The 23,149-nt window shown below is 65.8% G+C and carries 20 protein-coding genes and 1 pseudogene; 12 read left to right on the forward strand and 9 right to left on the reverse strand.

The window, feature by feature from the left end; translation table 11 throughout:
* Positions 1-348: 348 nt before the first annotated feature.
* The 7 genes and pseudogenes from aroB to pilM form a co-directional block, all read right to left on the reverse strand.
* Entirely contained in the window at positions 349-1,467 is a 1,119-nt protein-coding gene (aroB, locus tag NFH98_RS16645; protein ID WP_045991138.1) for a 3-dehydroquinate synthase, read from the reverse strand.
* Complete coding sequence (gene aroK / locus NFH98_RS16650; protein ID WP_045991139.1) at positions 1,464-2,012, reverse strand: shikimate kinase AroK; 549 nt, start codon at positions 2,010-2,012, stop codon at positions 1,464-1,466. Before aroK ends, aroB begins: the two co-directional genes overlap by 4 nt.
* Positions 2,012-3,301, reverse strand: a pseudogene (locus tag NFH98_RS16655) (type IV pilus secretin PilQ); the annotation flags it as partial. The pseudogene NFH98_RS16655 and the gene aroK, both read right to left, overlap by 1 nt.
* A 122-nt stretch (positions 3,302-3,423) precedes the next feature.
* The gene (locus tag NFH98_RS16660; RefSeq protein WP_108132312.1) at positions 3,424-3,915 is read right to left on the reverse strand and encodes a pilus assembly protein PilP; all 492 of its coding nucleotides are present in this window, start codon (positions 3,913-3,915) and stop codon (positions 3,424-3,426) included.
* Positions 3,912-4,601, reverse strand: coding sequence for a type IV pilus inner membrane component PilO (locus NFH98_RS16665; RefSeq protein WP_108449768.1), 690 nt, complete (start codon positions 4,599-4,601; stop codon positions 3,912-3,914). Before NFH98_RS16665 ends, NFH98_RS16660 begins: the two co-directional genes overlap by 4 nt.
* Positions 4,598-5,170, reverse strand: coding sequence for a PilN domain-containing protein (locus NFH98_RS16670; protein ID WP_349622960.1), 573 nt, complete (start codon positions 5,168-5,170; stop codon positions 4,598-4,600). Before NFH98_RS16670 ends, NFH98_RS16665 begins: the two co-directional genes overlap by 4 nt.
* On the reverse strand, positions 5,167-6,219 hold the full coding sequence (gene pilM / locus NFH98_RS16675) for a type IV pilus assembly protein PilM (RefSeq protein WP_349622961.1): 1,053 nt from the start codon (positions 6,217-6,219) through the stop codon (positions 5,167-5,169). The genes NFH98_RS16670 and pilM overlap by 4 nt, the downstream gene beginning before the upstream one ends.
* Positions 6,220-6,458: 239 nt before the next feature.
* On the opposite strand from pilM, the gene NFH98_RS16680 reads away from it, so the two are divergent.
* Together NFH98_RS16680 and NFH98_RS16685 are read left to right on the forward strand one after the other, a co-directional pair.
* Entirely contained in the window at positions 6,459-8,987 is a 2,529-nt protein-coding gene (locus NFH98_RS16680; RefSeq protein ID WP_349622962.1) for a penicillin-binding protein 1A, read from the forward strand.
* Between the two features lie 39 nt (positions 8,988-9,026).
* Positions 9,027-9,839: a DUF481 domain-containing protein gene (locus NFH98_RS16685; protein WP_349622963.1), complete on the forward strand. Its 813-nt coding sequence runs from the start codon at positions 9,027-9,029 to the stop codon at positions 9,837-9,839.
* Positions 9,840-10,081: 242 nt separating this feature from the next.
* On the opposite strand, the gene NFH98_RS16690 is transcribed toward NFH98_RS16685, so the two are convergent.
* A complete protein-coding gene (locus tag NFH98_RS16690; RefSeq protein ID WP_045991146.1) occupies positions 10,082-11,353 on the reverse strand; it encodes a malic enzyme-like NAD(P)-binding protein in 1,272 nt (423 codons plus the stop codon).
* Between the two features lie 488 nt (positions 11,354-11,841).
* Positions 11,842-12,054, reverse strand: a complete 213-nt coding sequence (gene rpmE, locus NFH98_RS16695) for a 50S ribosomal protein L31 (protein ID WP_045991147.1) — start codon at positions 12,052-12,054, stop codon at positions 11,842-11,844.
* A 169-nt stretch (positions 12,055-12,223) separates the two neighbouring features.
* On the opposite strand from rpmE, the gene NFH98_RS16700 reads away from it, so the two are divergent.
* The 10 genes from NFH98_RS16700 (at position 12,224) to NFH98_RS16745 (ending at position 23,134) form a co-directional block, all read left to right on the forward strand.
* Entirely contained in the window at positions 12,224-14,449 is a 2,226-nt protein-coding gene (locus NFH98_RS16700) for a primosomal protein N' (RefSeq protein ID WP_349622964.1), read from the forward strand.
* Between the two features lie 139 nt (positions 14,450-14,588).
* Positions 14,589-16,274, forward strand: coding sequence for an arginine--tRNA ligase (gene argS / locus NFH98_RS16705; protein ID WP_045991149.1), 1,686 nt, complete (start codon positions 14,589-14,591; stop codon positions 16,272-16,274).
* A 3-nt stretch (positions 16,275-16,277) separates the two neighbouring features.
* Positions 16,278-17,012 carry an SPOR domain-containing protein gene (locus NFH98_RS16710; RefSeq protein ID WP_348827070.1) on the forward strand — a complete coding sequence of 245 codons (735 nt, stop codon included), beginning with the start codon at positions 16,278-16,280 and terminating at the stop codon, positions 17,010-17,012.
* Positions 17,013-17,285: 273 nt separating this feature from the next.
* Positions 17,286-17,804, forward strand: a complete 519-nt coding sequence (gene hslV, locus NFH98_RS16715) for an ATP-dependent protease subunit HslV (protein ID WP_045991151.1) — start codon at positions 17,286-17,288, stop codon at positions 17,802-17,804.
* A 2-nt stretch (positions 17,805-17,806) separates the two neighbouring features.
* Positions 17,807-19,129: an ATP-dependent protease ATPase subunit HslU gene (gene hslU, locus NFH98_RS16720; protein WP_045991152.1), complete on the forward strand. Its 1,323-nt coding sequence runs from the start codon at positions 17,807-17,809 to the stop codon at positions 19,127-19,129.
* 123 nt (positions 19,130-19,252) lie between these two features.
* A complete protein-coding gene (locus NFH98_RS16725; protein WP_045991153.1) occupies positions 19,253-19,636 on the forward strand; it encodes a gamma-butyrobetaine hydroxylase family protein in 384 nt (127 codons plus the stop codon).
* Between the two features lie 128 nt (positions 19,637-19,764).
* A complete protein-coding gene (ubiE, locus tag NFH98_RS16730) occupies positions 19,765-20,511 on the forward strand; it encodes a bifunctional demethylmenaquinone methyltransferase/2-methoxy-6-polyprenyl-1,4-benzoquinol methylase UbiE (protein WP_045991154.1) in 747 nt (248 codons plus the stop codon).
* 7 nt (positions 20,512-20,518) lie between these two features.
* Positions 20,519-21,160 carry a ubiquinone biosynthesis accessory factor UbiJ gene (locus NFH98_RS16735; protein ID WP_045991278.1) on the forward strand — a complete coding sequence of 214 codons (642 nt, stop codon included), beginning with the start codon at positions 20,519-20,521 and terminating at the stop codon, positions 21,158-21,160.
* Complete coding sequence (gene ubiB, locus NFH98_RS16740) at positions 21,157-22,779, forward strand: ubiquinone biosynthesis regulatory protein kinase UbiB (protein WP_045991155.1); 1,623 nt, start codon at positions 21,157-21,159, stop codon at positions 22,777-22,779. Before NFH98_RS16735 ends, ubiB begins: the two co-directional genes overlap by 4 nt.
* Positions 22,780-22,801: 22 nt before the next feature.
* Positions 22,802-23,134 carry a phosphoribosyl-ATP diphosphatase gene (locus NFH98_RS16745; protein WP_045991156.1) on the forward strand — a complete coding sequence of 111 codons (333 nt, stop codon included), beginning with the start codon at positions 22,802-22,804 and terminating at the stop codon, positions 23,132-23,134.
* The last annotated feature ends 15 nt before the right edge of the window (positions 23,135-23,149 follow it).

Here is a 23,149-nt window from a genome sequence, read left to right on the forward strand (position 1 = left end):
CTTATCAGGTCAACGACTTGGAAGCCGTTTCCAGCAAGTCTTGCTGTACGCCTTTCGCCACTAGACTTTAGTCGCAAAAACTGTCGACACCCCATGCCGATCAGGCATACGACATACAGATCCACGCATGAGCGGCGCCTCTCCCCCCATCCCGAAGCCGTCGACAGCACCTCGTACCGCACTCCGTGAAGCCCTGTTCGGCCAATACCTGTCCCGTCTCTTGCCGTTCCTTTCCACGCCAAAGCCACCCGTGCCAACCAAAGCCAACCTTGCCGCTCGGCGTGCCCCAGACACGACAACGCCCGCGCAAGGCGGGCGTCGCAGTCGATACGCTGGAGACTGGCATCATCAGGCCCGCGGGTAGGCCTCGATGCATTCGCCGAGCAGCGCCGGCGGGGTCTGGTCGTAGACGCAGGCCTCGCCAAGCGCGCGCATCAGCACCAGGCGCATGCGGTCATCGGTATTTTTCTTGTCGAGCTTCATGCGCGACACGAAATCCTCAACCGTCATTTCCCTGGGCGCCGCCACCGGCAGACCCGCCCGCTCGATCACTCGACGGGTGCGCGTCACATCGGCCTGCTCGATAAAGCCCTGGCGCATCGACAGGTCCGCCGCCATCAGCATGCCCACACCCACCGCCTCGCCGTGCAGCCAGGTGCCATAACCCATGTAGGCCTCGATGGCGTGCCCGAAGGTGTGCCCCAGATTCAAAAGCGCCCGCACGTCCTGCTCGGTCTCGTCGAGGGCGACGATCTCGGCCTTGATCGCGCAACTACGTTCGATGGCCTTGGCGAGCACAACATCGTCGAGGTCACGCAGCGCAGCCATCTCATCTTCCAGCCAGCCGAGAAAGTCACTGTCATGGATCAGTCCGTACTTGATCACCTCGGCAAGACCCGCGGACAGCTCCCGCTCGGGCAGGGTCGAGAGCGTGGCGGTATCGATCAGCACTGCGCGGGGCTGCCAGAAGGCGCCAATCATGTTCTTGCCCAGCGGATGATTGACCCCGGTCTTGCCCCCTACCGAAGAATCCACCTGGGACAGCAGAGTGGTGGGCACCTGGATAAAGGAGATGCCGCGCTGGTAGGACGCCGCGGCGAAGCCGACCATATCGCCGATCACCCCGCCGCCCAGCGCCACCAGCGTGGCCTTGCGGTTGAAGCCGGCCTCCAGCAGGGCGTCCCAGATGCGCGAGACGCCATCGACATTCTTGTGGGCTTCACCATCCGGCAGCACCAGGGTCTCTATCCTGAGGCGGTCGTCGGCCGCTGACAGCGCCGAGGTCAACCGCTCGAGATAGTGCGCGGCAACGGTGTCGTTGGTCACCACCATCACCTGGCGACCACTGAGATAGGAGGCCAGACGCTCACCGTCATCGACCAGCCCCGGTCCGATATGGATGGGGTAGCTGCGATCGCCCAGGGCGACGGTCAGGGTCAAGGGATTCACGGACGTGGGTGTGCTCATGATGAGGCCTTGCAGGTGAGAGGGTCGAGGAGGCGATGGACGCGACGAACGATATCGTTGACCACCGAGCGCGGCCCGCGGCGGTCGGTGCGGATCACCAGGTCCGCGGTGGCGCGATACAGCGGGTCACGCAGGGCGAACATGTCGCGCAGCAGTTGCTCGCGATCGCCGCGCTGCAGAAGCGGCCGGTTGCGATCCTTGGCGGTGCGCTTCAACTGCTGCTCCACGGTAGTGAACAGATAGATGACGGTACCGCCCTCGCGGATACGCTGGCGATTTTCTTCGCGCAGCACCGCGCCGCCGCCAGTGGCGATCACTACCTTATCGTAGTCCACCAGCTCGCTGATCATGGCGCTTTCCCTGTCACGAAAGCCGCTCTCGCCCTCGACATCGAATATCCAGGGGATATCCGCGCCACAGCGTGACTGAATCTCGTGGTCACTGTCGTAGAACGGACGTGACAATTCGGCCGCCAGCAGGCGGCCGATGGTGCTCTTTCCCGCCCCCATGGGGCCTATCAGAATCAGGTTGGGTACTTCCTGCATCAGTGAGTCGCCAGGCCGTCGTCGAGTATCCGGGGAGTGATGAATACCAACAACTCTACCTTATCGTTGACGTCCTCGGTATAGCGAAACAGCTTTCCCAGCCAGGGGATATCGCCAAGCCAGGGCGTCTTGTACAGCGTATGCAGCTGCTGGGTGGTGAGAATCCCCCCCAGCACCACGGTCTCGCCGTCCTCGACCAGCACCTGGGTCTGGATCTCGTTGGTATCGATGGCCGGCTCGCCGTCGAAGCTCTGCTCGGCCAGGGTGTCATTGTTGATGGTCAGATCCATGACGATGCGGTCATCGCTGGTAATCTGCGGGGTGACCTCAAGCGCCAGCACCGCCTCCTTGAACTCCACGTTGGTGGCACCGCTGGAGGTGGACTCCTGGCAGGGGATCTCCTTGCCCTGCTTGATCAGGGCGGTGTGCTGATTGGCGGTAATCACCCGCGGCTCGGAGATGGTCTGGCTCTTGCCCTCGCTCTCCAGCGCATGCAACTCCAGATCCAGCAGCACATCCCCGGCCAGATAGCCGAACTTGAAAGAGCTTCCCGGATCCAGGGCATCGCCCAGATCCACCCCCAGGCCACCGTAGGCATCCCCTCGATTGCCGAAGACCCCATCACCGATCTGTACCGATTCACCCAGCGCCCCGGACAGGGCACCGTCCCCGCTCCCCACAGGCAACTTGTCGTGACGGCTGCGTGCCCCCCAGTCGACGCCAATCTCCTCGGCGGTGTTGTCTCGGGCCACCACGATGCGCGCCGAAATCTGCACCTGGCGTACCGGCACATCCAGGCGCGCCAGGGTCCAGCGAATCTCGTCAAGCTGACTGGCCACGTCCTGGACCAGCAGGGTATTGGTGCGCGGATCGGTGGCCACGCGCCCGCGATCGGACAACAGCCCGAAACCGTTCTCGCCACGCAGCAAGGCGGCGAGCTCCGCCGCCTTGGCATACCGCACTTCGATATGCTCGGTCACCAGGGGCTCAAGCTCGTCCAGCCGCGAGGCCGCCTCGAGCTTGAGGCGGTCACGCTCGGCCAGTTCCGAGGCCGGCGCCACCAGCAGGATGTCGCCCTGCCGACGACTATCGAGCCCCTGGCTCTCCAGCACCATGTCCAGCGCCTGGTCCCAGGGCACCGCTTCCAGGTTCAGGGTCACCCGCCCAGCGACGCTATCACTGGCGACGATATTGAGGCCGGTGAAGTCACTCAACACCGACAGCACCGAGCGCACCTCGACATCCTGAAAGTTCAGAGTGATCGGCGCGCCCTGATAGCCCTCGCCCTGCGCCCAGCCCGGCGACACCAGCAGCACACCGACCACCAGCCCCACCAGCCACCGTGCGATCGCCTGCCCAGGCGAAAACGCCGATTCGCCTGTCCGACATGAACCGATATCAGGTCGCCTGCTCACTCGCCTACCCTCATGACACGCTCCTTCCAGCGATAGTCCTTGCCTGCAACCGCCTCCAGCCTGACGGCCTCAGCGCTGATCGCCGCGACCCTGGCGGGCGGATTGGCCAGCATCTCCCCTTGCGCCACCCGATAGAGATGACCATCGGGCGCCTCGAACAGCGCCCAATGCCGCTGCCCTCGACCCAGCACTCCCACCAGTTCAAGTTCGTCCAGGGAAAAGGCAGCAAGACCGCTGCCTTGCCCAAACCGCTGACCGCCGAAGCCCTGGCCCTCGAAGCGAAAGGGGCTTCTCGCGTTGGCGTAGCGATACTGAAGCACCGGCAGGCTCACCACCTCGGGCAACGCTACCGGCCGCCGATCGAGCTCCGGCGCCAGCGCCTCGGCCAGACGCCGATCCAGGGCGTCGAGGTCCGCCTGCTGGCAACCCGTCAGGGCCACACCCAACAAGGCGCCCATCAGCACGCCCACCAGCCGGCGCCGCCTCATGAATCCTCCACCAGCGCATCGGCGGCATCCGGCGTCGAATCCGCGACGCGCGCGCCGTCACCAATACTGTAGGTCTGCGCCAGCGCGTGCAGCTCAAGCCCTCCCTCGACCGGCGACAGGCTGAAATCGTGCAACGTCACCAGTCGGGGCAGGTTGGCCAGATCAGCCACGAAACCACCGATGGCGTGGTAGTCGCCCCGCACCCGCAGATCAAAAGGCCGCTCGACATAAAGCTCCAGGGGGCGCGCCGGCCTCAGTTCGAGCTCCTCCAGCGATAGCCCGCGACGCTTGGCCACCTGGCCGATGCCTTCCAACAGCGATGGGATGGCGGCGCCATCCGGCAACATGCGACGCCGCTCGCTGACACGCTGATCGAGATCCACCAACAGCCGCTTGAGGCGATCAAGCTCCGCCAACTCGCGTGCGCGGCCTTCGAAGTCGGCGACCACCTCTCGCTCCTGACGCTGCAGCTCCACCAGACGCTGTGACAGGGGATGCAGATAGCCCACCACCATGGCCACCAGGGCGAGCACGAAAGCCAGGATCGCCACCAGGGTCCGCAGCGACATCGGCCAGCGCCCGGCCTCACTCAGCTCCAGCCGACGCCAGTCCAGCGCCTTGAGCCGGCGCCACTCATCGAGCCAGCGCTCACGCCAGCTGACATCACCGCCCTGCTCTGAATTCATGGCAAGGGCTCCAGCGCCGGCAATGCCGCGAGGGTCATCTCCAGCGCAAAATGCTGATAGCCCTGCTCGGCCCCCACCCGCGACAACAGCGGTTCGGCAAAGACCTGCGCACGCTCGAGGGAGCGCAGCTGCTCGACCAGCCTGGCACTGTCGACGGCCTCGCCCTCGAGCAACAATCTGTCGCCGATGCGCTCGACACGCTGATAGCGGACCCCCGGCGCCAGGGTGGCTGCCAGGGCGTTGACCACCGCAAGCGTCTGGCGCCGCTCGTCCTGCAGCCGCTCGAGCAACGCCTGTTCCTGATCCAGCAATGAGAGCTGGCGTTCGAGATCGACCATCTCGGCGGACTTTTCTTCCAGACGCTCGACGGCAGCGGCGACATGTCGCTGGCGGGCCTCCATCTGCCTCAACCCCCACTGCAGCCAGAGCGTCGCCATCAACGCGAGCCCGACACCCGCCAACGCCGACAGCGCCACCGCCAGCCAGAAGCGTCGCGTGCGCCTGGCGCGAGCGGCCTCGCGCCAGTCAAGCAGATTGACCTGGACCTCGTTGATCGTCACATCTTTCATGGTCGTCCTCGCATGGCCAGGCCGCAGGCGGTCAGCAGGGCCGGCGCTTCGCCGCGTAGTGCCGCCGCGTCCAGCGATGGCTTGAGCGCCATCCCCTCCAGCGGGTCCACCTGGCTGACCGGCAGGCCGAGGGCCTGGCTCAGACGATCGGCAAGCCCCGCGACCAGGCTGCCACCTCCGGTCAACAGCAGTCGCTCGAGCGGACGCACATGGTCCGACACCTGATACAGCTGCAACGATCGCTGGATGTGCTCCACCAGGATCTCGACGAAGGGCCCCAGCACCGTGTGCGAATAGTCGTCCGGCAAACCGCCCCGCTTCTTGCCAAAGCCGGCCTCATCCATGCCGATACCGTAGTGACGCTGGATCGCTTCGGTGAGCTGCATGCCGCCGAACAGGCTGTCATGGCTGTAGACGATGCGCCCGGCCACCACCACGTGCAGCGTGTTGAGGTAGGCGCCCACGTCCACCAGGGCCAGGGCGCCGTCCCCCAGTCGGCGACGACGGCAAAGGCCAGCGATGGCCCGCTCGATGGCGAAGCTCTCGACATCCACCGCCGCAGGCATGAGCCCGCTGGCCTCCAGCGCCTGGGTCAATTGCTCGACGTCCTGGCGACGACAGGCCACCAGCAGTACCTCCTGCCACTGCGGATCGTCGCAGCAGCGCCCCAGGCGATAGAAGTCAAAGGCCACCTCACGGAACGGAAACGGTATGTGCTTGTCTGACTCCCATTCGATACGGGCCTCGATCTCTTCATCATCGAGCGCTGCCGGATAGCGCAGTACCCGGGTTATCGCCGCGCGGGATGGCACCGCCACGGCGGCCTCTCGACTCCCTGGAGAGGCCAGCTCGACCACCCGCGACAGCACCTCGATGACCTCGCCCATATCACGTATGCGGCGCTCCACCACGGCCCCTTGACGCAGCGGTCTGACCGCGTAGCCGGCCACGCGGTGGCCGGCGTCGTCCTCCACCAGCTCGATCAACTTGACCGAGGCGGAGGTGATATCGACACCGACCAGACCCTTGTCCTTCGAGGAAAACCACATGAGCCCATCACACTGCCACCATGGCACCGCGCCCGATGCACGACGCTGTGGCGCCAGCCTAGCCAAAACCGAGCCGGGCCTTACTGATCCATGACGGCACTTTGTGCAACAAGACGGGCAATTCGTCACAATGGTGGTGACAGGCCCTCCCAGTTCCTATAATGGCCGACGCAAAGGACTGCCTTACCCCATCTCTTCGCCCCGCCGTTTTTCGTTCTCAGCATGGACACCGCGATTTCATGAAGTATCTCAGAACGCTCATTTTCTCCGCCGTGTGGCTGGTGATATCGCTTGGCGCCGCCGCGGCCCTGGGCGTCGTCGGTGCCGCCCTCTACTTCGCTCCTGGGCTTCCCGATGTCCGTCAACTGCAGGACTTCGAGCTGCAGACGCCACTGCGCATCTACACCCGCGACGGTCAGCTGATCGGCGAATTCGGCGAGGAACGCCGCATGCCGGTCGACTTCGAGGACATTCCCGAGCCAATGCTCCAGGCACTGATGGCAGCAGAGGATTCGGCGTTCTTCGAACACCCCGGCGTCGACCCCAAGGGCCTGGCCCGGGCCGCAGTGGAACTGGTGTCCAGCGGTGGCGATATCCAGTCGGGCGGTTCGACCATCACCATGCAGGTGGCGCGCAACTATCTGCTGACGCTGGACCGCACCTTTACCCGCAAGCTGCGTGAGATCCTGCTGTCGCTGCAGATGGAACAGATCCTGAGCAAACAGGAAATCATGGAGCTCTATGTCAACAAGATCTTCCTGGGGCACCGTGCCTACGGCATCGCCGCCGCCGCCGAGGTCTACTACGACAAGCCGCTCGATGAGCTGACGCTGGCCCAGCACGCGATGATCGCAGGCCTGCCCAAGGCGCCTTCGGCCTTCAACCCCCTGGCCAACGCCGAGCGCGCGCTGATTCGCCGCAACTGGATCCTGTTTCGCATGCGCGAGCTGGGCTACATCGACCGGAGCGCCTATGACGAAGCGGTTCAGGCGCCGATCACCGCCAGTCGCCACGTGGCCAAGGCCGAGGTTCAGGCCGACTATGTCGCCGAGATGGCCCGTCAGTTCGCCACCGATCGCTTCGGTGACGAGGCCTATACCGGCAGCTATCGCATCACCACCACCATCGACAGCGAGCTCCAGCCCATGGCTCGCCAGGCGCTGGCCAATGGCCTGATCGCCTACGACACCCGCCATGGCTGGCGCGGGCCTGAGGACACCGAGATTCCTCAGAGTCTGGCCGAAGCCCAGGAAAAGACCGAGCGCACCGGCCTGGAGGAAGAGCTGTCCGAGTCTCCCGAGGTCATGGAAACCGCCCGTCGCGCGGCCGAGCGCAGTCAGACCAGCGTCGAGGGCGTCGATGGCGACGTCAGCAACTGGCTGCAGGTGCTGGAGCGCACCCCGACCTACGGCCCGCTGGAACCCGCCATCGTGGTGAAGAGCGAAGGCCGCGAGATGCAGGTGCTGGCCCATGAGGGCGAGCTGATCACCCTGTCCTGGGACGGGCTGGACTGGGCCGCGCCCTACAAGAGTGCCCGCTATCGTGGCGCCTCACCGTCCTCGGCCTCAGAGATCGCCAGCCGGGGTGACCTGGTGCGCATCCTCCAGCGCGAGGACGGCAGCTGGCGCCTGTCCCAGCAGCCCGGTGCCGAGGGCTCACTGGTGGTGATGGACCCGCAGACCGGCGCGATCCTCGCACTCCAGGCCGGCTTCGACTTCGACGCCAGCAAGTTCAACCGCGCGATTCAGGCCCGTCGCCAGGCCGGCTCCATCTTCAAGCCGTTCATCTACCTGGCGGGCCTGAACAGTGGCGAGGTGACCCCCGCCACCGTCATCAACGACGCCCCGGTGGTGCTCAACGACGGCAGCAACGAACTGTGGCGCCCGTCCAACTCCAGCGGTGACTTCCTCGGCCCGACCCGACTGCGGGTCGGCCTTGCCCGCTCGCGCAACCTGGTCACCATTCGCCTTCTGCAGAACATCGGGCTGAGTCGCACCATCGACTTCCTGGTGGACTTCGGCTTCTCCCGTGATCGTCTACCCAACGGCCTGTCGCTGGCACTGGGCAGCGCCAGCCTGACCCCGCTGGAGATGACCAACGCCTACGCGGTGCTGGCCAACGGCGGCTTCCGGGTATCGCCCTGGTTCATCGAGAAGATCACCCAGGGTGAGCAGCAGACCCTGGTGGAAGAGGCAAGCCCCCGCGTGGCCTGCCGCGAATGCAGCGAAAGCCAGACCACCACACAGATCGACGGCAACACCTACGAGGTGGCGCCCAGGGTCGCCAACGAGCGTGCCGTCTACCTGCTGCGCGACATGCTGCGCGACGTGGTCGAGCGCGGCACCGCCCGCCGCGCCCTGGCACTCGAGCGCACCGACATCGTCGGCAAGACCGGCACCACCAACGACCAGCGTGATGCCTGGTTTGCCGGCTTCAACGGCGACTACGCTGCCACCGTGTGGGTGGGCAAGGACGACAACACCCCCACCGCCGAGTACGGCGCCCAGGCCGCCTTGCCGATCTGGGTCGACTTCATGGGCCAGGCGCTGGCCGGCAAGCCGGAGAACATCCCCGAACAGCCGCCCGGCATCATCACCGCCAGGGTCGACGCCAACAGCGGTCGCCTGCTGCGCGACGGCCAGGGTGGCGGCGTCGAGGAACTGTTCGACGAAGACCACATGCCCACCGTACAGCCCCGCCGTGTCGAAAGCGCCGTCGAGCGCCACAGCGGCTCCCAGGGTACCGGCGCCTACGAAGCCATCTTCTAAGGCTATTACCCCTCCTTCCCGTCGGGAAGGAGGGGTCCCATGTCACTTCGCGCTACCCACCACGCCTTGAACCTTCCTAGAGACCACCTTATGGTGATTTCCCGTTTTCATTTGCCCGCGACGGCACTATGCATTTTCGGGCTTTTTGTGCCGATAAAAGCCGCGCTGGCGGACGCCTTCTACGCCCCGATCCCCGTCCATGACGACTCGCCGGACTTTCTCGGCCATGTCGAGTTCGGCTACACCCATCTGTCGGGCAACTCCAACAGCGAGACCTTTCTCGGCAAGGCTCAGCTGACCTGGCTGCAGGGGGCCTGGCTGTCACGCCTGCGCGGCGAGGCCCGCCACGCCAGCGAGGACAGCGAGACCAGTGCGGAGCAGTATCTGGTGTCCTTTCGCCAACGCCGCGAACTGGTCGGCCCGCACTATCTGTTCGGCTTCGGCCGCTGGGAGAAGGATCGCTTCAGCGGCTACGACCACCAGTTCACCGCCATCACCGGCTACGGCCGCCAGCTGATCGACGACGATCGCGCCCACCTGGCGCTGGAGGCAGGCCCCGGCTATCGTGCCGACATCCTGCCCGGCGAGAACGACCAGCGTCTGGCGGTGGCCTACGGCGCCCTGGAGGCCGGCTATGCGCTGAGCGATAGCGCCACCCTCGAACAGGAACTGTCGCTGGAGACCACCCGCAAGAACTCGACGGTGCGCTCCTATACCGCCCTGGATACCCGCATCAACGCCCATATGTCGCTGCGCCTGTCCCACGAGATCAAGCACAACTCGGATCCCCCCGAAGATGCCGAAGCCAAGACCGACCGCATCACCTCGGCGTCACTGCGTTACGAGTTCTAGGGCAGCCCTCGATCAAGAACAGACCGGCTCCTGCGCCACGAGTTCTCAAGCAGCTCTCATCCCTTGAGGACGCCGAGGCCAAGACCGACCGCATCACCTCGGCCTCGCTACGCTACGAGTTCTAGCGACCAGGACCGATCGGATTACGGCCACCAGACGCGACAAGGCCCTCCACTGGAGGGCCTTGTCGTTGCTGTCGAGACGTCTGGATCTAGCGGCGCCTGGATCTATCGGCGCCTGGCTCAGCCGCCGTAGACGTCGTCGATGGTCTTGAGCGGATAGTGCGACGGGTAGGGCTTTCTGGCCACGCCGGAGTCCACCGCCGCCTGGGCCACCGCCGAGGTCACCCGCTCCAGCAGACGCACGTCCACCGGGGTCGGAATGATGTACTCACGGCCGAAGCTCATGGCGTCCTGCTCGTAGGCTTCCAGCACCGCCTGGGGCACCGGCTCCCGCGCCAGGTCCTTGAGCGCGTGGACGGCGGCGACCTTCATCTCTTCGTTGATGCGGGTGGCGCGCACGTCCAGGGCACCGCGGAAGATAAAGGGAAAACCGAGCACGTTGTTGACCTGGTTCGGATAGTCCGAACGTCCGGTGGCCATGATCACGTCCGGGCGGGTCTCCCGCGCCAGGTCGGGATGGATCTCCGGATCCGGATTGGTGCAGGCGAAGACGATCGGGTCCTTAGCCATCTTGCGAATATGATCGGCGGTCATCAGGCCAGGGCCGGACAGACCGATGAACACATCGGCACCATCGATGGCGTCATCCAGGGTGCGCTTGTCGGTGTCCACCGCAAACATCGCCTTGTACTGGTTGAGGTCCTCACGACCTGTATGGATAACGCCCTTGCGGTCGAGCATCACCAGGTTCTCGGGGCGAGCACCACAGGCCACCAGCAGCTTCATGCAGGCGATCGCCGCGGCGCCGGCGCCCATGCACACGATACGCGCCTGATCGAGGGACTTACCGGCAATTTCCAGCGCATTGAGCATACCCGCCGCAGTGACGATGGCGGTGCCATGCTGATCATCGTGAAACACCGGGATCTTGCAGCGCTCGACCAGCGCCTGCTCGATCTCGAAACACTCCGGTGCCTTGATGTCTTCGAGGTTGATGCCGCCCCAGCTGTCGGCAATCCGCGCCACGGTATCGATGAATGCCTGGGGACTCTCGGCGTCGACCTCGATATCCACAGAGTTGATGCCGGCGAAGCACTTGAACAGCACACCCTTGCCTTCCATCACCGGCTTGCTCGCCAGCGGCCCCAGGTTACCGAGGCCAAGGATGGCGGTGCCGTCGGAGATCACCGCAACGGTGTTGCCCTTGCCGGTATAGCGATAGGCGTTTTCCGGGTCCCGCGCGATCTCTCGCACCGGCTCCGCCACGCCGGGACTGTAGGCCAGCGCCAGGTCCTTGGCCGTGGCGGTCGGCTTGGTCAGTTCGACCGACAGCTTTCCGGGAATGGGGAGAGCGTGATAGTCCAGCGCAGCCTGCTTCTTTGCGTCCGTCATGCTTGGTGTCCGGATGTCCTTGTGGAACGGTGGCAACACAATATAGAAAAATATTCCATTTCTCAACATGATTGAGAAAAGCGTCAGTTATACGCCCGTTTCAGGATTTTCGCTGACAATGTCGACAACTTTTGCTGCATTGCACCAACCCTTGTCATGAAGAAAGATGCAAGGAAGGTGAGCGCAGAGATGGGCCAAGGGTGACGCTGGAAGCTCACCGCTCGGGCAAGCGCGAGTTCGCCCCGTGACAACGATGAGGCCCGACCATCGCCTCCCTTTGCTGCTTGAAGCCTAGTCGCCCGCCGCGCGTTGCGCATTGATGCAACGCAATAACGGGATCGCTCACGCGGTCGCGGGCCCTGTCCTTTGCCCCCGTTCCTCTGCGCGCCCCAAGACGCAACGAACCCGCCATGAAGGCGGGTTCGAAGGGGACATTGCCCGAGCATCGTCGACCAGCGTTTCTCGCTGGCGCGTTCAGCTCCGTACGATCAACGCTTGAGCGCGGCACCGAAACGCTTGTTGAAGCGCTCGACGCGACCACCGGTGGTGGCCTGCTTCTGCTTGCCGGTGTAGAACGGGTGGCACTGAGAGCAGACGTCCAGGCTCAGGTCGTGGCCAGCGGTGGAACCGACCTCGAAGGTGGCGCCGCAGGAACAGGTCGCATTGACCGTCTTGTAATCCGGGTGGATACCTTGTTTCATCGTGAACCTCACTTTTCGGTATGCCGCCACCTGATCCATTGCCAGGCACCGCATACGGGTAATGGCACGGGCACTCGTTGGTGCGTCGTCAAGCCCCTGTGCCGGCCGGTGATCCGCTCCCATCAAGGAAGCGGCGGAGTATTCTAGCAGACTTCATTGTGGAGGCCAATTGGCTGACTCTCCTGCCCCGCGCGTGCTGCGGATCGCCATTCCATCCCCCCTTCGCCGCCTGTTCGACTACCTCCCCCAGGGGGCGCCCCCGCCAGGGGGCTGGTCGCCGGGGCTGCGCGTGCGCGTCGAGTTCGGCCGCCGTCAGGTGGTGGGCGTCATCGTCGACTGTCGTGACGACAGCGACCTGCCGCTGGCCAAGCTGAAGCCGATCCAGGCCTGTCTGGACAAGGCGCCGCTGCCAGGCGATTGGCTGTGGTTATGTCGATTCACCTCGCGCTACTACCAGCACGCCCTCGGCGACACCCTGGCCCATGCCATGCCGGTGTTGCTGCGTCAGGGACGCCCGCTGGAGGCGCGGGTACGCGAACGCTGGCAGGTCGCCTTGAACGGCGATCCTGCCCGCCTGGGCCGGGCTCCGCGCCAGGCCGAACTGCTGGAGATGCTGCGCCAGCATCCCCAGGGCCTCACCACCCATGTGATCCAGGCGCAATCCTTCACCCGCGACCAGCTCAAGGCGCTGGAAGCCAAGGGGCTGGTGAGCTGCCACGAGGAAACCCTCACCGGCCCCACCCCCGACGACAGCCAGGGCCTGCTGGCGAGCCCGGCGCTGGCCCTGAACGACGAGCAGGCCAAGGCGCTGAACCAGCTCCACCAGGGGCTCGATCGCTTTCACCCTTGCCTGCTGCACGGGGTGACCGGCAGCGGCAAGACCGAGGTCTACCTGCAGTTGATCGAGGCGGTGGTGGCCAAGAAGCGCCAGGCGCTGGTGCTGATTCCCGAAATCGGCCTGACTCCGCAGACCCTGGGGCGCTTTCGCCAGCGCTTCCGGGTCCCGGTGGTGGCGCTGCACTCGGGGCTGACCGACCACGAGCGCCTGGACGCCTGGGAGGCGGCGGCCAGCGGGAGGGCGCCGATTATCATCGGTACCCGCTCGGCCATCTTCACCCCGCTGGCACGTCCAGGCCTGATCATCGTCGACGAAGAACACGACGGTTCGTTCAAGCAGCAGGACGGGCTACGCTACCACGCCCGCGACCTGGCGGTGGTGCGCGCCAAGCGCCATGGCATTCCGCTGCTGCTGGGGAGCGCCACGCCGTCGCTGGAGAGCCTGCATCGCGCGCGCACCGGTGACTACGCTCACCTGCGGCTGACCCGGCGGGCCACTCGCCATGCTCCCGCTCGACTGGAGCTGGTCGACCTCAAGGGGCGCCCTCGACGCGGCGGCCTGATTCCACCGGTCATCGACGCCATCAAGGCAACGCTGGATGCCGGCCACCAGGTGCTGGTGTTCATCAATCGCCGCGGTTTCGCCCCCACCCTGGCTTGTCACGCCTGCGGCTGGATGGCCGAGTGCGACCACTGTGACGCACGCATGACCTGGCACCGCCAGCCGCCGATGCTGGCCTGCCACCACTGCGATCGCCGCCGGGTCATTCCCGACGCCTGCCCGGACTGCGGCAGCGCCGACCTGCGTCCGCTGGGTAGCGGCACCGAGCGTACGGAGGAGAGCCTGGCCGAAACCTTTGCCGAGACCCCGGTCCACCGCATCGACCGCGATAGCACCCGGGCCAAGGACGCGCTCGAGAAGATGCTCACCGAGGTCCGGCGTGGCGAACCAGCGATCCTGGTCGGGACCCAGATGCTGGCCAAGGGCCACCATCTGCCCCACGTCACCCTGGTCGTGGTGGTCAACGCCGACGCCGGCCTCTACGCCAGCGACTTTCGCGCGCTGGAGCACTCGGCCCAGTTGCTTGAGCAGGTGGCCGGGCGCGCCGGCCGCGCCGCCCACCCTGGCCGAGTGCTGGTGCAGACCATGCACCCGGACGACCCCAGCCTGCGTCTATTGGCCGAGCGCGGCTACGACGCCCTGGCCGAGTCGCTGCTGGAAGAACGCCGCATCGCCGCCCTGCCGCCACTGCGCTTCATGGCCCTGGTCCGCCTGGAAGGCCCCCGGGAAGACGCCCTGACGGCACTCGCCCGGGAGATCGCCGGCGAATTGCGCGAGCAGGTACGTAGCCTGGCTCTGGATCTCGACTGCCTCGGCCCGGTACCTGCCCCCATGGAGCGCCGTCAGAACCGCTACCACCTGCAGATCGCGCTGATGGCGGAGCGACGCAGTCAGCTGCACCCCGCGCTCGAATGGCTAGCCCACCGTCTGGAAGCCTGGCCCGAGGCGCGGCGTATCCGCTGGTCCATTGACGTCGATCCGCAGACCCTGAGCTGAGGTCCGATACGCTGAGCTTTGCCGCCCCGGCCTTTAAAGGCCAGGCGCAATCATCGATAATACGCGGTCTGCCCGCCGACAGGTGCTCCCGCCAGGATTCGCCACGCTCGGCCACCGTGCCACAGGACATAGACGCCTCATGAAAGACACCATCGTTGCGCTGCTGGATGCCGCTCTTGCCGAGCTCAAGCAGCAGGAAGTCGTTCCCCAGGAGCTTTCCCCGGCCTACAAGGTCGACCCGACCAAGGACAAGGCCCACGGCGACTACGCCACCAACCTCGCCCTGATGCTGGCCAAGCCGGCCAAGGCCGCACCGCGCCAGGTGGCGGAAAAACTGGTCGCGGCCCTGCCCGAAAGCGCCGCCGTGTCCAAGGTCGAGATCGCCGGCCCCGGCTTCATCAACTTCTTCGCCGCCACCGACGCCGCGGCCCAGGTGGTGCGCCAGGTGCTGGACGCCGGCGACGCCTTCGGCCGTAGCCTGGCCGGCGCTGGCGAAAAGGTGCAGGTGGAGTTCGTTTCCGCCAACCCCACCGGCCCCCTTCATGTCGGCCACGGCCGAGGCGCCGCGGTGGGCGACTGCCTGTGTCGCCTGCTCGAGGCCACCGGCTACGACGTCACCCGCGAGTTCTACTACAACGACGCCGGCGCCCAGATCACCAATCTGGCGCTGTCGGTGCAGGCCCGCGCCAAGGGGCTGGGCCCGGACAGCGACGGCTGGCCGGAGGACGGCTACCGCGGCGGCTACATCGAGGACGTGGCCAAGGCCTACCTGGCCGGCGAGACCATCCACGCCGACGACCGCCACGTCACCGCCAAGGGTGACCCGGAGGATCTCGACGCCATCCGCGAGTTCGCCGTGGCCTACCTGCGTCGCGAACAGGACCTGGACCTGCGCGCCTTCGGCGTCGGCTTCGATGTCTACTTCCTCGAGTCCTCGCTGTACCAGCAGGGCAAGGTCGAGGAGACCGCCCGTCGCCTGACCGATAACGGCCACACCTACGAGCAGGACGGCGCCCTGTGGCTGCGCACCACCGACTTCGGCGACGACAAGGATCGGGTGATGCGCAAGAGCGAAGGCGGCTACACCTACTTCCTGCCCGACGTGGCCTACCACCTGGACAAGTGGCAGCGCGGCTTCACCAGCGTGATCAACGAGCAGGGTGCCGACCACCACTCCACCGTGACCCGGGTACGCGCCGGTCTCCAGGCGCTGGATGTCGGTATCCCCCAGGGCTGGCCGGACTATGTGCTGCACCAGATGGTGCTGGTCACCCGTTCCGGGGTCGAGGTCAAGCTGTCCAAGCGGGCCGGCAGCTACGTTACCCTGCGCGACCTGATCGACGAGGTCGGCCGCGACGCCACCCGTTTCTTCCTCGCCGCCCGTCGCGCTGACTCGCAGCTGACCTTCGACATCGATCTGGCGCGCTCGCAGTCCAATGACAACCCGGTGTACTACGTCCAGTACGCCCACGCCCGGGTGTGCAGCGTGCTGCGCAAGGCCGAGAGCGAAGGCCTGGCCTTCGACCACGCCACCGCCATGGCCAACCTGGGCCTGCTCGAGGCAGACCAGGAAAAGGCCCTGCTCAATCGCCTGGCGCGCTATCCCGAGGTGGTCGAGCACGCCGCCAAGGCCCGCGAGCCGCAGCAGATCGCCCAATATTTGCAGGATCTGGCAGCCGACTTCCATAGCTGCTACAACGCCTGCAAAGTCATGGTCGACGACGACGCCCTGCGCAATGCGCGCCTGGCGCTGGGCCTGGCCGCGCGTCAGGTGCTGCGTAATGGACTCGACCTGATGGGCGTCGGTGCACCGGAGGAGATGTAAGCCATGGCCACTCGCAAGGCGCCCCCGCGCAAGCGCGGAGCAACCACCAGCCAGAAGCGCAGGCAAGCACCCAAGCAGGCCCGCGGAGGTATCCCCGGCTGGCTGTGGGCCGCCGTCGGCGTGGTCGCAGGCTTCCTGCTGGCCCACCACCAGAACGGTACCGCTCCCTGGCAGGATCCCCGTTCACCGGTGGCGGCGGTACTGCCCAAGCCCTCCAGCGGCGAGCAGCAGGGCAGCAATGCGAGTGGCAGTGCACAAGGCGGACAGGCCAGCGAAAGCGAGCCGCCGATGCCGACGTTCGAGTTCTATACCCTGCTGCCGGAGTCCGAAGTCATCGCCTCCGACGAGGAGATGCCGGCGTCCACCGCCAAGCGCCCCGAGGCGGCCCAGCCGAGCGAGGACGAGATCTCCGCGGACGACCCCATCGCCGCGGTGATCGCCGCCAACTCCCGCGAAGAGGAAGCGTCGTCCATGCCATCCGAGACACCGCGCAGCGCCGAGCGTCGCTACATGCTGCAGGCGGCCTCCTTCCGCGAGGTCAACGATGCCCGACAGCTCGCCGGGCGACTCAAGGACTTCGGCCTGCTGGCCAAGATCAGCGAGGTCGAAGCCACCGGCGGCGCCACCTGGCATCGCGTGCAGGTCGGCCCCTACAGCGATCGCAATGAACTGTCGCGGGCCCAGGATCTGATGAGCACTCAAGGCATAGAGCCGCTGCTGATCCAGCTGCAGAACTGACGTCGGCACACCTCCTCCTACTGAAGCTACGCCCACCAGGCCCAGAACGTCACGTCTGGGCCTGGTGCGTGCTGGCCACCGCTCAAGCACCCATCGTGGCGGTGTCTCTCTTCCTCTGTTGCACCGTCTTCTTGGCGCAGCGAGCCGCATTCCCGAGTCGCCCGCGCTTGAAATCCTTGCGACCTGCCCGCACCTACCAGCCTATCGCTTATGCAGAGGGCTCTGCCCCTCGACAGTCACCGGAGGCCTCGGCTTCCCCAAGGAGAATTCTCCATGACCACGATCGTTTCCGTTCGCCGCGGCGACCAGGTGGCATTGGCCGGCGATGGCCAGGTGTCACTGGGCAACACGGTGATGAAGGGCAACGCCAGCAAGGTGCGTCGCCTCTATCACGGCCAGGTGCTGGCCGGTTTTGCCGGCGGCACCGCCGACGCCTTCACCCTGTTCGAACGCTTCGAGGCCCAGCTGGAGAAGTACCAGGGCAACCTGGTCAAGGCCGCGGTGGAGCTGGCCAAGGACTGGCGCACCGATCGCGCCCTGCGCCGCCTCGAGGCGCTGCTGGCGGTGGCCGACAAGAAGGCCTCGCTGATCATCACCGGCAACGGTGACGTGGTGGAACCCGAGCGTGGCATCATCGCCATCGGCTCCGGCGGCAACTACGCCCTGTCCGCCGCCCGCGCGCTGCTCGAGAACACGGAACTGTCGCCCCGCGAGATCACCGAGAAGTCGCTGGAGATCGCCGGTGACATCTGCGTGTTCACCAACCATCACGTGACCCTGGAAGAGCTTTGATCATGACCCAGATGACGCCCCGCGAAATCGTCCACGCGCTGGATCAGTACATCGTCGGTCAACAGGATGCCAAGCGCTCCGTGGCCATCGCCCTGCGTAACCGCTGGCGCCGAATGCAGCTCGACGGCGAGCTGCGCCAGGAGGTCACCCCCAAGAACATTCTGATGATCGGCCCCACCGGCGTCGGCAAGACCGAAATCGCCCGGCGCCTGGCCAAGCTGGCCAAGGCTCCCTTCATCAAGGTCGAGGCGACCAAGTTCACCGAGGTGGGCTACGTCGGCCGTGACGTCGAGTCGATCATCCGTGACCTGACCGAGGCAGCGATCAAGCTGGTACGCGAGCAGGCCAAGGAAGAGGTCGGCCACCGCGCCGAGGACGCCGCCGAGGATCGCATCCTCGACGCCCTGCTGCCACCGCCCCGTGGCCAGGAAAACGAGCCGCGCGAGGACTCCTCGACGCGCCAGATGTTCAGGAAGAAGCTGCGTGAAGGCCAGCTCGACGACAAGGAGATCGAGATCCAGGTGTCGCCCCAGGCACCCAACCTCGAGTTCCAGACACCGCCGGGCATGGAAGAGATGACCAGCCAGCTGCAGAACCTGTTCTCCGGCATGGGCAAGGGCAAGACCGAGACCCGCAAGGTCACGGTCAAGGAGGCCTTCACCATCCTGCGCGACGAAGAGGCCGGCAAGCTGGTCAACGAGGACGACATCAAGTCCCGCGCGGTGGAGGCGGTGGAGCAGAACGGCATCGTCTTCCTCGACGAGATCGACAAGGTCGCCAAGGGCAGCGGTCAGTCCAGCGGCGGTGAGGTCTCCCGTGAGGGCGTCCAGCGCGACCTGCTGCCGCTGATCGAAGGCTCCACGGTGTCGACCAAGTACGGCATGGTGAAGACCGACCACATCCTGTTCATCGCCTCCGGCGCCTTCCACCTGTCGCGTCCCTCGGATCTGATCCCCGAGCTGCAGGGGCGTCTGCCGATCCGTGTCGAGCTGTCGGCGCTGACGCCGGACGACTTCAAGCGCATCCTGACCGAGCCGTCCGCCGCCCTGACCCGTCAGTACGAGGCGCTGCTGGCCACCGACGGCCTCGAGGTGCGCTTCACCGATGACGGCATCGAGCGCATCGCCGAGATCGCCTTTAACGTCAATGAAGGCACCGAGAACATCGGCGCCCGTCGCCTGCACACGGTAATGGAGCGGCTGCTCGAGGAGGCCTCGTTCAAGGGCTCGGATCTCGGCAACCCGCTGGTCATCGACCGTGCCTACGTCGATTCTCAGCTCGGCGAACTGGCCATGGACGAGGATCTGAGCCGGTATATCCTGTAACCACCGGCCAAGCACCCTCGATGACCGGGCCGCCGCGCACTGCGCCGCGGCCCGGTCGTGCTTTCGATGCCGCCAACGTTGACGTCCGGGCACGCCCACCGTGCTGACACAGAGAGGATCGCCATGAGCGCCCCCACTCCGACCCTGGTGCACTACCACAGAAAGGCCCGCGAGCTCGAGATCGGCTACGCCGACGGCTCCCGCCACCGCCTGTCGGTGGAGTACCTGCGGGTGTTTTCTCCCTCCGCCGAGGTCCGTGGCCACGGCGGCGACACCGCCACCCTTCAGGTGGGCAAGAAGGACGTGGGCCTTGCCGACATCACCCAGGCGGGCCGCTACGCCCTCAAGCTGCACTTCGACGATGGCCACGACAGCGGCCTTTACAGCTGGGACTATCTGGACTGGCTGATCCGCGAGCGCGAGGCCAACTGGACCGACTATCTCAAGCGTCTGGACGAGGCCGGCGCCAGTCGCGAGCCGCTGGGTATCGAGATCCGTCAGCTGTAGCGATCGACACCGGTGTGGCGACAAGCCGGGTGACGGTCAAAGACAAGCCACCTCGGCAAGGCTACAATGGCCGCTGCCAAAGAGCCCCCATCGGCTCTTCTCGCCATCGCTCACGACTCGGGAGTCCCATGGATAAGCGCACCACCCACTTCGGTTTTCAGGACGTGCCGGTCGAGGAAAAGGCCTCACGTGTCGCCGATGTCTTCCACAGCGTGGCGGCTCGCTACGACGTGATGAACGACCTGATGTCCTTCGGTATCCATCGGCTGTGGAAGCGCCTGACCATCGAACGTTCCGGCGTCCGGCCTGGTCATAGCGTACTCGACATCGCCGGCGGTACCGGCGACCTGGCGCTGAAGTTCTCGCGCATGGTGGGACCGCGCGGCAAGGTGGTGCTGGCCGACATCAACGCCTCCATGCTTGGGGTGGGACGCGACAAGCTGATCGACCGTGGTGTCGGTGGCAACGTCGAGTACGTCCAGGCCAATGCCGAATGCCTGCCATTTCCCGACAATACCTTCGACTGCATCACCATCGCCTTCGGTCTGCGCAACGTCACCGACAAGGACGCCGCCCTGGCCTCCATGGCGCGCATCCTCAAGCCCGGCGGCCGCCTGCTGGTGCTGGAATTCTCCAAGCCCGACAATCCGCTGTTGACCCGCGCCTACGACGAGTACTCCTTCCGTCTGCTGCCGAAGATGGGCGAACTGGTCGCCGGCGACGCCGACAGCTATCGCTATCTGGCCGAGTCGATCCGCATGCACCCGGATCAGGAAACGCTCAAGGGCATGATGGAAACCGCCGGACTCGAGCGCGTCGAATACACCAATCTCACCGGCGGCATCGTCGCGCTGCATCGCGGCATCAAGCTTTGAGGACATGATGGCCTTGACCCCGACCCTGCTGCTGGCCGGCATCGAGAAGACCGTCAACGCCCTGCTCGCACGCGACCCTGCCTCGCCTTCTCGGCTGCGCTCGCTGGCAGGCCAGCGGGTGCTGATGTGCCTGGAGTCCCCGCGTGTCCAGCTGGCGCTGTGCTATCACCCCCAGGGGGTTGACCTGCTGCTGGTGGACGAGGTCGATGAAGGCGCCTGGGACGCCATCGTCGAACTGGACAGCGACACCCTGGGCCGGCTGGCCGGCGGCGCCGACATGGAACGGCTGATGTTCGAGGGCCGCCTGGCGGTGCGCGGCAAGATCCACCTGCTCGAGGCGACCCGCGACCTGCTGCTGGATCTCGACCTGGACTGGGAGGCTGAGCTTGCCCGCTATCTCGGCGACCTGCCGGCTCACCAGCTCGCCGAAGGCCTGCGCGGCCTGTCCCGCTGGGGCCTGCGCACCCACCGTGAGCTGTGCGCCGACGTCTCCGAGTACGTCTTCGAGGAAGCCCGCTGGCTGCCCGGCCGCCATCAGCTCGAGGCCATGCGCGAGGCGCTGACCGAACTGGAGCTGGCCACCGACCGTACCGAGGCACGTCTCAAGCGCCTGACCCGCCGCCTGGCCCGGGAGAACGACGTCTCATGATCCTCCGCCCGCTGCGCATCATCTGGGTCGTCACCCGCTACCGACTCGACACCCTGCTGCCGCTGGAAAAGCTGCCCTGGTGGCTGCGGCTGATATTCACCTGGTCGCCGCTCAAGCTGATTCCCGTCGGCGAGCGCTCCCGCGGCGAACGCCTGCGTCTGGCGCTGGAGTCACTGGGGCCGATCTTCGTCAAGTTCGGCCAGATGCTGTCGACCCGTCGCGACCTGTTCCCCGACGATATCGCCAATGAACTCAAGCGGCTGCAGGATCAGGTACCGCCCTTCCCCGGCGAGCAGGCCGAGGCACTGATCGAGGAGTCCCTGGGCGAGCCGCTCGAGGTACTGTTCGCCGAATTTTCCCGCGAGCCGTTGGCCTCGGCCTCGATCGCCCAGGTCCACACCGCCAGGCTGCCCGACGGCCAGGACGTGGTGGTCAAGGTGATTCGCCCAGGCATCGAGCGGGTCATGCGCCAGGACATGGCGCTGATGTACCTGGTGGCGCGAGCGCTGAACAAGGTGCCGGAAGCGCGCCGGCTGCACCCGGTGGAAGTGGTCCGCGACTACGAGACCACCCTGTTCGACGAGCTCGACCTGACCAAGGAAGCGGCCAACACCTCGCAACTCAAGCGCAACTTCGACAAGTCGCCACTGTTGTATGTGCCGTCGATCCACTGGCCGCTGACCCGCCACAAGGTGATGGTCCAGGAACGCATCCACGGCGTGCCTGTGGCCGACATCGAGGCGCTCAAGGCCCAGGGCACCGACCTGAAGCGCCTGGCCGAGCGCGGCGTGGAGATCTTCTTCACCCAGGTGTTCCGCGACAACTTCTTCCACGCCGACATGCACCCGGGCAACATCTTCGTCTCCCGCCAGGCGCCGTCCGACCCCCAGTACATCGCCATCGACTGCGGCATCGTCGGCAGCCTTACCCGGGAAGACCAGGACTACCTGGCGCGCAACCTGCTGGCCTTCTTCCACCAGGACTACTACGAGGTCGCGGCGCTGCACATCGAGTCCGGCTGGGTGGCCGAAGATACCCGCGCCAACGAGTTCGCGGCGGCGGTACGCACGGTGTGCGAGCCGATCCTCGAGAAACCGCTCAAGGACATCTCGTTCGGCCAGGTGCTGCTGGGCCTGTTCCAGACCGCGAGGCGTTTCAACATGGAAGTCCAGCCCCAGCTGGTGTTGCTGCAGAAGACCCTGCTCAATATCGAGGGGCTGGGCCGTCAGCTCTACCCGGACCTGGACCTGTGGGCCACCGCCAAGCCCTACCTGGAGCGCTGGATGAAGGAGCGCGCCGGCGCCCAGGGCCTGTGGGAGTCGTTCAAGCGGCAGGCACCGGAGCTGACCCGGCAGCTACCGGAATTGCCGGTGCTGGCCCACCAGGCGCTGTCCCAGACCGAGAAGCGATCGCGCCAGATCACCCAGCAGGGCGAGGTCATGACCCATATTCTCGGCCAGCTGACCCGCCAGGCCAGGCGCATACGCCGGACGCGACTGGGGCTCGCCCTGGCCGCGGTGGCGCTGGCCTGGCAACCGCTGTCCGGCTGGTTGACCGATCAGCCCTGGCCGGTCCTGGTCGCTGCGGGCATCGGCACACTGCTGGTGATCTGGAACTGATCTTTTAATGGAATCTTCACCGATGAGCGATATTCTGAACCAGCTCGACGCCGCCCTCAGCGAACGTCGGCACGCCGATCCTGACACTTCCTACGTTGCCTCCTTGCATCACAAGGGGCTGAACAAGATACTCGAGAAGGTGGGCGAAGAGGCGGTGGAGACCGTGCTTGCCGCCAAGGATGTTGACGCGGATCCAGCCAGTCGCGAGGCGTTGATCGCCGAAACGGCAGACCTGTGGTTTCATAGTCTGGTGATGCTCTCGCACCTGGGACTCGACCATCGGCAGGTGCTGGATGAACTCGCCCGACGCTTCGGCGTATCGGGGCATGAGGAGAAGGCCTCGCGCCGCTCCTGAGCCTCGGCGGGAACC

The sequence above is a fragment of the Halomonas sp. H33-56 genome (genome assembly GCF_040147035.1).
GTDB classification, from domain to species: Bacteria; Pseudomonadota; Gammaproteobacteria; order Pseudomonadales; family Halomonadaceae; genus Halomonas; species Halomonas litopenaei.